Source organism: Frankia sp. CoBUL1 (genome assembly GCF_978021245.1).
This window is the reverse complement of the sequence record NZ_CDXDOS010000196.1, coordinates 1-6524: the sequence shown is the minus strand read 5'-3', so window position 1 is coordinate 6524 and position 6524 is coordinate 1. Positions and strand designations below refer to the sequence as shown.

Sequence of the window (6524 nt, the reverse complement as noted above, 5' to 3'; positions counted from 1 at the left end):
GAACCGCTTGATCGAGGGGCATCTGGCCGGACCGGCTGAGGGCTCTTCGCTGGTCCGGCCAGATGCCCCTCGATCAAGCGGTTCATCGCCCGCAGGAAGACCTCCCGCTCCTTGGTGGGAAGCGCCGCCAACGCCTCCTCGTGGACCCGATCGACGATCTCCTGGCTCCGCGCGGCGATCCGCGCGCCCGCCTCGGTGACCGCGATGATCCGAGCCCGCCGGTCCCTGGCGGAGGGCCGACGTTCGGCGAGGCCGGCCTTCTCCAAGGCGTCCACGGTGACCACCATCGTTGTCTTGTCCATGTCGCCGATCTCGGCGAGCTGGATCTGGGTGCGCTCCTCCTCCAGGGCATGCACCAGCACGCAGTGCATGCGTGCGGTGAGACCGATCTCGGCGAGCGCGGCCGCCATCCGGGTCCGCAGGGCATGACCAGCGTGGTCCAGCAGGAACGACAGGTCTGGTCCGGCGCGGGAGGGTGCCATGGCGGTCATGCCCGCAGCCTAACGACTAGGTCCGTCGCGGATTATCCGTAAGCTTGCTGTCGAGTGGTCGGGGTGACCCAGCCGGCCCGGCTGACCGCATAGACGGCATGGGCCTCGTCGTGGAGGAACTCGCTGCGGACGTATGCCATGCCGAGGCGTTCGGCGACCCGGACGGACGCGGTGTTGGCCGGGACGATGGCCGAGACGACCTCGGTGAGGTCGGGGCGCTGGGCGAACACCCAGGTCAGTGCCGCGGTGGCGGCCTCGGTGGCATAGCCGTGCCCCCAGCGGTCCCGGCGCAGGAACCAGACGGCCTCGATGCCCGGCCAGCCGGGTTCGGTCCACAGCCCCGCCTGGCCGAGGAGTTGCCCGCCCGCCTTCTCGACAACCGACCACGGACCTACGCCGGTCAGCACCCAGCAGCCCATGCAGCCGGCCAGGGCATGCCAGACGCCGTCCCGGTCGGTCGGCCGGTGGAAGTAGCGGGTGAACTCGGGATCGGACCAGATCTCGGTGTAGCCGGCGACGTCGTCGTTGTGGATGGGCCGCAGGACGAGCCGGTCCGTCGTGAGAAGGGGAATGATCGTGGTCAGACTCATCGTGTCCGGTAGTTTGCCGGAAGCGTGCGGCATGCCGCCAGAAAGGCGGCGACCGTGGGTTGTGAGGCGGACCGTGGGTTGTGAGGCGGACCGTGGGACCCGCGCGCGAGCCACCGGCTGGACAGCCACGGGTCGTGGCTCTGTTCTGCCTGCTGCACGGAGCCTGACACGACGCCACGTGCTGGGAGCCCCTCGGAGCGCAACTGCGGGCGCGAGGACATCGGGTGGTGGCACCGGACCTGCCGTTGCACGACCCGGCCACGACGTACGAGGAACGCATCCGCCCGGCGTTCGCCGCCCGCCGCCCTCGATGCGGCCATCGTGGCCGCCGGACCCAGGGCGCTCGCGGTACGCCTCTGCCCGCGGCCTGTGCCCCGCAGCCCAGTTCGCCCGGGACGGGCCAGACTATCGCCGGTCGTGTGGACGGCGGCGCCGGGGGCATCCCCCCAACACAGGCCGGTCGTCGGCCAGGTCCGGGACGAACGGCCCTCGTTCCATCGCCCCTCGGAACGAAGGTCGAGGAGCGGCAGGCCGCCAACGATATCGAACCGCCGAGGGTATCGAGATCGAAGGAGATCACGATGATGATCTGGGATGGGCACACCTGGGGCTGGGGCGGCTGGCTGCTGATGTCGTTCAGCATGGTCGTCTTCTGGGGGCTGGTGATCGGGGTACTGGTTGCTCTCCTGCGCGCGGGCCGCGGCGGCGGGCCGGGTACGTCGGCCGAACCGCCCGGCGTGGAACGGCCCGGTACCGAACGGCCCGACGAGCGGTCGGCCGAGCGGATCCTCGCCGAGCGTTACGCCCGCGGTGAGATCGATGAGGCGGAGTACCACCGCCGCCTGGACGTGTTGCGTGAACGGCCCGGCCCGACGGATCTCACCAGGGCCGGCTGACCGTCGGCTGACCGGCGAGATCGGAGAGGGACCGACGGGACCGGGGGAGGGAAGGCGTCGATGAGCCTGAGCAGGCGGCTGGCGTTGGTGTTCCGGGCCAAGGCCAGCAGGATGTTGGACCGCGCCGAGGATCCGCGTGAGGTTCTCGACTATTCCTACGCTCGGCAGCTCGAGCTGCTGGCGCAGGTCCGCCGCGGGGTCGCGGACGTCGCTACCAGCCGGAAGCGGCTGGAGCTCCAGGTCGAACAGCTACGGGCGGCCGCCGAGCGGCTGTCCGGACAGGCCCGCCAGGCGGTCGCCGCGGGCCGCGACGACCTGGCCAGGGAGGCCCTCGGTCGCCGGGCCGGGGTGGCCGCGCAGTTGGAGGATCTGCGGGAGCAGCATGCGTCGCTGCGAGCGGAGGAGGACCGGTTGACGCTGGCGGCGCAGCGGCTGGCGGCCCAGCTCGAGGCGTTCCGGACCAGGAAGGAGACGGTGAAGGCGACGTACACCGCGGCGGAGGCGCAGACGAAGATCGGCGAGGCGCTGGCGGGGGTCTCCGAGGAGATGGGCGACGTCGGCCTGGCAATCCAGCGGGCCGAGGACAGGACCGAGCAGATGCAGGCCAGGGCCGGCGCGATCGACGAACTACTCGCCTCCGGCGCCTTGGAGACGGCGGCCGGTGGCCCGCGCGACGACATCCAGGCCGAGCTGGACCGGCTGTCCGCGGCCGCCGACATCGATCAGGATCTGGCCGAGATCAAAAGCGCCATGCCCGCGCGGGCGATTGGCGGCCGCCCGCCGGCCGACGCCGCTCGACCGGAGGAGCGGCCGTGATCGTGCGCATTCTGGGTGAGGGCCAGTTCGACCTGCCCGCAACCGACCTGGAGGCCCTCAACGAGCTGGATGACGTGCTGCTGACGGCCGTCGAGGCCGGTGACGAGCCGGCGTTCCAGGAAGCCTTGACGAGGCTGCTCGAACGGGTCCGGACCCGCGGCCGCGCGGTGCCGGCGGACCGGCTGGAGCCATCGGAGCTGGTGCTGCCGCGCGCCGACACCGGGCTGGCGGAGGTCCGCGGACTGCTCGGCGACGAAGGCCTGATTCCCGGCTCCTGATTTCTGGCGGCCGAGCCCCGACCGACGAGGTGACGATGGTGAGGTGACGATGGTGATGACGCGTGCGCCGCGGCGGTTCGCCCTAGACCGGGGACTGTCGGCCCGGATGGTGCTGACCGTCTTCCTGCTCGGGTTGGTCTACGTCGCCTTCATCGCCGTCCTGATCGCCGTCGGGGTGTCACCGGTCCTGGTCGTCGCGATCGCCGGCGGGCTGCTCGCCGCCCAGTACTGGTTCTCGGACCGCATCGCGCTGTACGCGACCGGTGGGCGCATCGTCAGCCCGGCGCAGGAGCCGCGGCTGCACGGCGTCGTGGATCGGCTCTGCGCGCTGTCCGACCTACCGAAGCCCGTGGTGGCGGTCGCGGACACCGACCTGCCGAACGCGTTCGCCACCGGCCGGACCCCGAAACGCGCCGTCGTCTGCGTGACGACCGGGCTGCTGCGCAGGCTGGAGGTCGACGAGCTGGAGGGGGTGCTGTCCCACGAGCTGTCCCACGTCGCGCACCGGGACGTGGCCGTCATGACCGTCGCGTCGTTTCTCGGGGTGCTCGCCGGTCTGGTCGCCCGATTCGGTCTCTACTCCGGGATGGCCGGCGGCTTCGGCCGGTCCGACGGCGGTGACGGCGGTGACGGCGGTGACGATGACGAGGACAGCGGCGCCCTCGTCGTGCTCGTCGTTGTGGTCGTCTCCGCCGCCGTCTACGCGCTGTCGTTCCTGCTGACCAGGGCGCTGTCGCGGTACCGGGAGCTCGCCGCCGACCGGTCCGGGGCGATCCTCACCGGCCAGCCGGCCGCGCTCGCCGCCGCGCTCACCAAGGTCACCGGCGAGATCTCCCGGATCCCGACCCGCGACCTGCGAGCCGCCGAACCGTTCAACGCCTTCTTCTTCGCTCCCGCGCTGGCGAACGGCGTCAGCCTGTCCTCGTTGTTCTCGACCCATCCGCCGCTGGATGCCCGCCTGGCCCAGCTTGCCCGGCTGGCCGCCCAGTTCGGTGAGCCCGGGTAGTTCGGTGACCCCGGGTAGAAAGCAGGCCGGATCATGCGGATCCTCGACGTGCTTCTCGGCCGGACCCGGCCCGTCCCGCCGGACCTCGACCGGCTGTTCACGCTCCCAGCCGCCGCCGTCACCCTGCAGGCCGCCAGCTCATGGCGACCGACCGGGGCCGGAGCGGTCTGTGTCAAACTCGCGTCAGGCGGCGCGTTCACCGGGGCAGCGCAGGAGATCGACCGGCTGCTGAGCATGGACGGCGGCCGGTACGAGCGGCGCACGGACAGCTTCGGGTACAGCTGGCTGCTGCGACGGACCGGCGAGCAGGACCTCGCTGGCCTGGTCACCGACCTGCACGCGGCGAATGCCACGGTGCGCGACGCCGGCTTCGGCCCGGCACTGCTGTGCACCGTCGTCGGGTTCACCGACGGCAGCAGGCCGATGGGGCTGATCTACCTCTACAAGCGCGGCGCCTGGTACCCGTTCGTGCCGGCCGGTGACCAGCGCCGGGACAATCCGGCCGAGCTGGAGGTACGGGAGATGCTGGCGGGTGAGCTCCCGATCGAACCGGACCTGTCCCGTTGGTTTCCCCTGTGGGGAGCGCCCGGCATCGACGCGCCGGGTCGCGACCCCGACACGCACGGGTGACCTCGTCGACTTTTCGCCCGGTCAGGATCGGTGCGCATAGGCTGCCTGCGCGTGTTCAAAGCGGTGCTCGGTGGTGTGGGCGGTGTCGGCGGCGGCGGCCGTGGCCAGGACGAGCGCGGCGAGGGCAACGGCCAGGGCGGGGCGTGGTTTGGGAGGCGGGTCCAGCAGCGCCCGCGCCCGGTGGGTGAGGTCGGTGTGCACGGCGCCGAGTGCCGAGGTCGGAGTGGTCGGCATGCCGGTGCGGGCGAGGCCGGCGCGGGCCAAGGCCCGGGCGACCACAGCGCGATCTTCGGTGACAGCGGCGGCGTCTTCGTCGGCCCAGCGTTCGACGGCGAGGCGCACGGCGGCGGCGGGTGTCCGCAGCAGCGGGTTGGCGGCGGCGAGGTCGGCGAGCTGGGTGTAGGCGTGGTGGCGGTGGTGCAGGTGGGAGCGTTCATGGGCGAGTAGCACGCGGCGTTCGTCGGCGGGCAGCGCGCGCAGCATGGCGGTGGACACCACGATCCGGCCGGTCAGTCCGGGCAGCGTGTAGGCGTCGGGGTGGTCGTCCTCGACGATGACGAGGCCGGTAGGCGACGGTCCGAGCCGCCGGCAGGTGAGTTCCGCGGCGGCGAGGTCCTGGCCGAGGGCGGCGGCGCGGCGGGCGGCGGCGGTGAGCAGCCCGACGACGACGGCGGCCGGCACCAGCCCGGCCGCGGCGGGTAGCGGGTCGTGGCCGCGGATCATGGTGGCCGACCAGTGCCCGACCGCGGTGAGCGGGGGCAGCGGGGCGAGCAGGGTGAAGGCGGCGACGGCCAGGACGAATCCGGTGGCCAACGCGGTGACCAGACAGGCCAGGGTCAGCAGCCGGGTGGCGGCGGCGGGCGGCAACCGCCGGCCGAGCCAGCCGCCGCTGACGGCCAGCAGCAGGTTCGTGGCCAACGGGATCAGCGCGACGGCCGTCATAGCCCCTGCCCGCCGTCCGTCTCTGACTGCGGGTGGTGGCTGGCGAGGATGTCGGCGAGGAGCTGTTCGTCTTCGGGACGCAGATCCGCGACGAAGCGGGCCAGGGCTTCAGCCCGGTTGGCGCCAGCGCGGAGCAGGCGGGTCATCTGGCGGGCGGTGAGTGCGGCGTCGAGGGTTTCCGGTTCGGCGGCCAGCGTGTAGGCGTAGGAGCGGCCGGCGGGCTGCCGGGTGAGTGCACCCTTGTCGTGCAGCCGGGCCAGCGTGGTCATCACGGTGGTGTAGGCCAGCGGCTCGCCGAGTTCGGCGAGCGTCTCGGTCGGGGTGAGCGGCCGGCCGGCCGCCGCGATCGCGGCGAGCACCTCTCGTTCGAGCGCTCCCGGCTCCCGCCGCTTCGCCATCCGTTGCCCTCCTCACGGCTGTCGCCCGCGGCTGTCGCTTGCGGCCACTCACTACTATCGCGTTGATAGTACGAACGGTCGAGTGGTACGGGCTTGCCCTGGCCCGCTGTCGACCATCCGCGTAGCGGGCCTCTCGGTGGCAGTGGATCGGTCTCCACCCGGCCCGGCCCTTGCCGCCTGCCGCGCACCCGTGCGTCTACTATTCATCGAGTAGTAGATATCTTGAGGGAGGGACGTATGGCGGCTGGCGTACCGGCGGTGGAGGCTACCGGCCTGGTGAAACGCTTCGGCGGTCTCACTGCGGTGGATCATGTTGATCTGCGGGTGGACGTCGGGGAGGTCTACGGCATCCTCGGCCCGAACGGCGCCGGGAAGACGACGTTCCTGCGGATGCTGTTCGGGTTGATCCGCCCGGACGCCGGGGTGTTGCGGCTGTTCGGCCGCAGTTGGGTCCAGGCCGGCCCGGCGACATTGGAC

10 protein-coding genes are annotated in these 6524 nt (G+C 72.0%); 6 read left to right on the top strand and 4 right to left on the bottom strand.

Annotation, left to right across the window (positions count from 1 at the left end; all coding sequences use genetic code 11):
* Nucleotides 1-491 (bottom strand): MarR family winged helix-turn-helix transcriptional regulator (locus AC08OX_RS13445; RefSeq protein WP_476608135.1); only part of this gene is annotated, 491 nt, incomplete at its 3' end.
* Nucleotides 492-523: 32 nt separating this feature from the next.
* Complete coding sequence (locus tag AC08OX_RS13440) at nucleotides 524-1081, bottom strand: GNAT family N-acetyltransferase (RefSeq protein ID WP_476608134.1); 558 nt, start codon at nucleotides 1079-1081, stop codon at nucleotides 524-526.
* Nucleotides 1082-1662: 581 nt separating this feature from the next.
* Between AC08OX_RS13440 and AC08OX_RS13435 the strand changes: the two genes are divergently transcribed.
* From AC08OX_RS13435 to pspAB, 5 genes are read left to right on the top strand one after another with little or no spacing between them, the layout of a single operon-like run.
* Nucleotides 1663-1977, top strand: coding sequence for an SHOCT domain-containing protein (locus AC08OX_RS13435; protein ID WP_476608133.1), 315 nt, complete (start codon nucleotides 1663-1665; stop codon nucleotides 1975-1977).
* Between the two features lie 60 nt (nucleotides 1978-2037).
* Nucleotides 2038-2793 carry a PspA/IM30 family protein gene (locus AC08OX_RS13430; RefSeq protein ID WP_476608132.1) on the top strand — a complete coding sequence of 252 codons (756 nt, stop codon included), beginning with the start codon at nucleotides 2038-2040 and terminating at the stop codon, nucleotides 2791-2793.
* Nucleotides 2790-3071, top strand: coding sequence for a PspA-associated protein PspAA (pspAA, locus tag AC08OX_RS13425; protein WP_476608131.1), 282 nt, complete (start codon nucleotides 2790-2792; stop codon nucleotides 3069-3071). The genes AC08OX_RS13430 and pspAA overlap by 4 nt, the downstream gene beginning before the upstream one ends.
* Nucleotides 3072-3120: 49 nt before the next feature.
* Nucleotides 3121-4077: a zinc metalloprotease HtpX gene (gene htpX / locus AC08OX_RS13420; protein ID WP_476608130.1), complete on the top strand. Its 957-nt coding sequence runs from the start codon at nucleotides 3121-3123 to the stop codon at nucleotides 4075-4077.
* A 33-nt stretch (nucleotides 4078-4110) separates the two neighbouring features.
* Nucleotides 4111-4707, top strand: coding sequence for a PspA-associated protein PspAB (gene pspAB / locus AC08OX_RS13415; protein ID WP_476608129.1), 597 nt, complete (start codon nucleotides 4111-4113; stop codon nucleotides 4705-4707).
* A 21-nt stretch (nucleotides 4708-4728) separates the two neighbouring features.
* On the opposite strand, the gene AC08OX_RS13410 is transcribed toward pspAB, so the two are convergent.
* Both AC08OX_RS13410 and AC08OX_RS13405 read right to left on the bottom strand, forming a co-directional pair.
* The gene (locus AC08OX_RS13410) at nucleotides 4729-5649 is read right to left on the bottom strand and encodes a M56 family metallopeptidase (RefSeq protein WP_476608128.1); all 921 of its coding nucleotides are present in this window, start codon (nucleotides 5647-5649) and stop codon (nucleotides 4729-4731) included.
* Complete coding sequence (locus AC08OX_RS13405) at nucleotides 5646-6047, bottom strand: BlaI/MecI/CopY family transcriptional regulator (protein ID WP_476608127.1); 402 nt, start codon at nucleotides 6045-6047, stop codon at nucleotides 5646-5648. The genes AC08OX_RS13410 and AC08OX_RS13405 overlap by 4 nt, the downstream gene beginning before the upstream one ends.
* Before the next feature lie 237 nt (nucleotides 6048-6284).
* Between AC08OX_RS13405 and AC08OX_RS13400 the strand changes: the two genes are divergently transcribed.
* The coding region (locus AC08OX_RS13400) for an ATP-binding cassette domain-containing protein (protein ID WP_476608126.1) at nucleotides 6285-6524 on the top strand (240 nt) is incomplete at its 3' end.

What these genes read in the sequence shown, in the direction of transcription:
- AC08OX_RS13435 (WP_476608133.1), top strand. Translation starts at nt 1,663, where the DNA reads ATGATGATCTGGGATGGGCACACCTGGGGCTGGGGCGGCTGGCTGCTG.
- AC08OX_RS13430 (WP_476608132.1), top strand. Translation starts at nt 2,038, where the DNA reads ATGAGCCTGAGCAGGCGGCTGGCGTTGGTGTTCCGGGCCAAGGCCAGC.
- AC08OX_RS13410 (WP_476608128.1), bottom strand. Translation starts at nt 5,649, where the DNA reads ATGACGGCCGTCGCGCTGATCCCGTTGGCCACGAACCTGCTGCTGGCC.
- htpX (WP_476608130.1), top strand. Translation starts at nt 3,121, where the DNA reads ATGGTGATGACGCGTGCGCCGCGGCGGTTCGCCCTAGACCGGGGACTG.
- AC08OX_RS13440 (WP_476608134.1), bottom strand. Translation starts at nt 1,081, where the DNA reads ATGAGTCTGACCACGATCATTCCCCTTCTCACGACGGACCGGCTCGTC.
- pspAB (WP_476608129.1), top strand. Translation starts at nt 4,111, where the DNA reads ATGCGGATCCTCGACGTGCTTCTCGGCCGGACCCGGCCCGTCCCGCCG.
- AC08OX_RS13405 (WP_476608127.1), bottom strand. Translation starts at nt 6,047, where the DNA reads ATGGCGAAGCGGCGGGAGCCGGGAGCGCTCGAACGAGAGGTGCTCGCC.